The following is a 3,013-nucleotide window of genomic DNA, read 5'->3' on the forward strand; positions in this document are numbered from 1 at the left end:
GGCGTGTATTTCTCGATCATCACGCAGGCAATGACTTTCGCCTTCATGCTGCTGTTCTTCCGTAATGACACCGGCTTTGGCGGCAACAATGGTTTCACCGATTTCAAACGCATACTCGGTTACACGATCACCGCGCCATCAACCAAGGCGGTGCTGTACCTGGTCACGCTGGCCTTCCTGTTGGCGGCCCTGTTCCTGTGCCGCGCCATCGTCACTTCCAAGCTGGGCCGCGTGCTGCAAGGCGTGCGCGATGCCGAATCGCGCCTGATGTTCATAGGCTACAACCCCTTGTGGTTCAAGCTGTTTGTCTGGACGCTGTCGGCGGTCTTGTGCGGGATAGCCGGCGCGCTGTACGTGCCGCAGGTCGGCATCATCAATCCGTCTGAAATGTCGCCGGCCAATTCAATAGAAATGGTGATCTGGGCGGCAGTCGGCGGACGCGGCACATTGATCGGACCCATCATCGGCGCCTTCACCGTCAACGGCTTGAAGAGCTGGTTCACCGCCGCTTTCCCGGATCTGTGGCTGTATGCGCTGGGCCTGATCTTCATCCTGGTCACGCTTTTCATGCCGCAAGGGATACTCGGCCTGGCAAAGAAGCTGAAGAAACGTGATCAAAACGGGGAGGCAGCATGAACCATATCCGGCAGCCTATCGATCACTCCGGTCGCGTGATTGAAGAAACCGAGCTCGGCGAAGGCGAAGTCAGTTACGGTCGCATCAAGCCGCAAGGCGTGGATACCGCGCATGGCGCGATTCTCTATCTCGAAGACATTACGGTTTCCTTCGATGGTTTCAAGGCGATCAACAATCTGAATCTGGATATTTCGGTGGGTGAGCTGCGCTGCATCATAGGCCCCAACGGCGCCGGCAAGACCACGATGATGGATGTGATCACCGGCAAGACCCGGCCGACCACCGGCACTGTTTTTTTCGGCCAGAGCATAGACCTGACCAAGATGACGGAATACGAAATCGCGCATGCCGGCATAGGCCGCAAGTTCCAGCGCCCGACCGTGTTCGAGCAGCACACGGTGTTCGAGAATCTGGAACTGGCGATGAAGATGGACAAGCGCGTCAAGACGACGCTGTTCGCGCGCCTTGATTCGGCGCAGCTGGGCAAGATCGATGAAATCCTCAAGCTGATACGCCTGAACGGCAGTGAGCGCCGTCCCGCCGGCCTGCTCTCGCATGGACAAAAGCAATGGCTGGAAATCGGCATGCTGTTGATGCAGGAGCCGCAACTGCTGCTGCTCGACGAGCCGGTGGCCGGCATGTCCGATGCGGAAACGGCGCGCACCGCTGAATTGTTGAATGAATTGCGCGGCAAGCATTCGATCATGGTGGTCGAACACGATATGGGCTTCGTCGAGGAAATCGCGCAAGGCGGCAAGGTCACCGTGCTGCATGAAGGCTCGGTACTGGCACAGGGAACCATGCAGCAGGTGCAGGCGGATGAACGCGTGATTGAAGTGTATCTGGGCCGATAAAGAAAACGGGGTGGAAACATGCTGCAAGTCGATCAACTGAACCAGTATTACGGCGCGGCGCATACCTTGCGCGGCGTCTCGCTGTCGCTGGAAAAAGGCAAATGCCTGGCGCTACTGGGTCGCAACGGCGTCGGCAAGACCACGCTGCTCAAATGCCTGATGGGCGTGCTGCCGGTTGCTGCCGGCAATGTCACGCTGGATGGACGCGACATCACCCGGCTGCAGCCGCATCAGCGTGCGCATCTCGGCATTGCCTATGTGCCGCAAGGCCGTGAAATCTTTGCCCGCCTGACGGTCGAGGAAAACCTGTTGATGGGGATGGCGACCAAGTCCGGCCGCCAGGCTGCGACGATACGCGGTGAAGTCTATGAACTGTTTCCGGTATTGAAGGAAATGCTGCACAGGCGCGGCGGCGACCTGTCCGGCGGCCAGCAACAGCAGCTGGCCATTGCGCGTGCGCTGCTGGCCGATCCCAAACTGATCATCCTCGATGAACCGACCGAAGGCATACAGCCATCCATCATCAAGGACATAGGCCGCGTGATCCGGCTGTTGCGCGAGCGCGGCGACATCGGGATTTTATTGTGCGAACAGTATTTCGATTTTGCGCGCGAGCTGGCCGACGACTTCATCGTGATGTCGCGCGGCGCCGTGGTGGCGTCCGGCAACGCCGGACAGATGGATGATGAAAGCGTGAAACGCCATCTGGCCGTGTAAGGCAGGACCGGGAACGATGGTTGATCCGGCCAGCATGCGGCGACGCTGGCCGATGGCGCTTACTGTGCGCTTGAAAATTCCTCGTATGCCGCCAGTGCATTGGCCGAGTACATCATCGATGGCCCGCCACCCATGTATATCGCCATCCCCAACGCTTCTTCAAGCTCGGCTTTTGTTGTCCCCAGCTTCACGAGTGACTGCACATGAAACCCTATGCATGCATCGCAATGGGCCGCCACACCCAGGGCGAGCGCAATCAATTCCTTGGTTTTTTTGTCCAGCGCGCCGTCGCGCGTTGCTGCCCGTGACAGGTCGCCAAAGCCCTTCATGACATCGGGAATGTCAGTGCGCAGCGTGGCGAGCTGTTTCGATACCGCTTGCGTCAGCTCACGGTAGCCTGTGGATGTGGTCGTCATGCTTATCCTTGTAAAGGTCGATGATGGGCTGGTTTATTTGTCGGTTTTGCAAGTGCGCACGCCGAACGGCAGGTAGGCCGGGCAAAAACGAAACACACCGGTAGCGAGCGGGATCAGCCCCAGCCAGCCCCATGCACCTATTGCGCCTAACAGAGTGGCGGCGATCAAGCCTAGTCCAAGCAAGATGCGGATAACGCGATCGATGTTTCCTACGTTGGCTTTCATGGTGTGTCCTTTATCTATGGTAAAAATCAATACCCCGGAAAATTGGAGCGCTGGGTCCAGCAACATCAATACCGCTACTGCAACAAATTTTCTGCCTGGCTTCAGGTTCTCGCGGCCTGTGCGGCCAGCCGTAAGTGGCTCTCCATATCTGCGCTGGACTCTATC

At 58.1% G+C, this 3,013-nt stretch carries 4 protein-coding genes and 1 pseudogene; 3 read left to right on the forward strand and 2 right to left on the reverse strand.

Annotated elements, in window-relative coordinates:
* The 3 genes and pseudogenes from Q7T06_RS03465 to urtE all read left to right on the forward strand — a co-directional run.
* Nucleotides 1-636: pseudogene (locus Q7T06_RS03465) on the forward strand (urea ABC transporter permease subunit UrtC); the annotation flags it as partial.
* On the forward strand, nt 633-1,490 hold the full coding sequence (urtD, locus tag Q7T06_RS03470) for an urea ABC transporter ATP-binding protein UrtD (protein ID WP_304780213.1): 858 nt from the start codon (nt 633-635) through the stop codon (nt 1,488-1,490). The pseudogene Q7T06_RS03465 and the gene urtD, both read left to right, overlap by 4 nt.
* Before the next feature lie 18 nt (nt 1,491-1,508).
* On the forward strand, nt 1,509-2,207 hold the full coding sequence (gene urtE / locus Q7T06_RS03475) for an urea ABC transporter ATP-binding subunit UrtE (RefSeq protein WP_304780215.1): 699 nt from the start codon (nt 1,509-1,511) through the stop codon (nt 2,205-2,207).
* A gap of 59 nt (nt 2,208-2,266) precedes the next feature.
* Here urtE and Q7T06_RS03480 read toward each other — a convergent pair whose 3' ends face one another.
* A complete protein-coding gene (locus Q7T06_RS03480) occupies nt 2,267-2,623 on the reverse strand; it encodes a carboxymuconolactone decarboxylase family protein (protein WP_304780216.1) in 357 nt (118 codons plus the stop codon).
* Nucleotides 2,624-2,656: 33 nt separating this feature from the next.
* Nucleotides 2,657-2,848, reverse strand: coding sequence for a DUF2892 domain-containing protein (locus Q7T06_RS03485; protein WP_304780220.1), 192 nt, complete (start codon nt 2,846-2,848; stop codon nt 2,657-2,659).
* Nucleotides 2,849-3,013: the final 165 nt, after the last annotated feature.

The sequence above is a fragment of the Herminiimonas sp. genome (genome assembly GCF_030645555.1).
In the GTDB taxonomy this organism is placed as follows: domain Bacteria; phylum Pseudomonadota; class Gammaproteobacteria; order Burkholderiales; family Burkholderiaceae_D; genus Oxalicibacterium.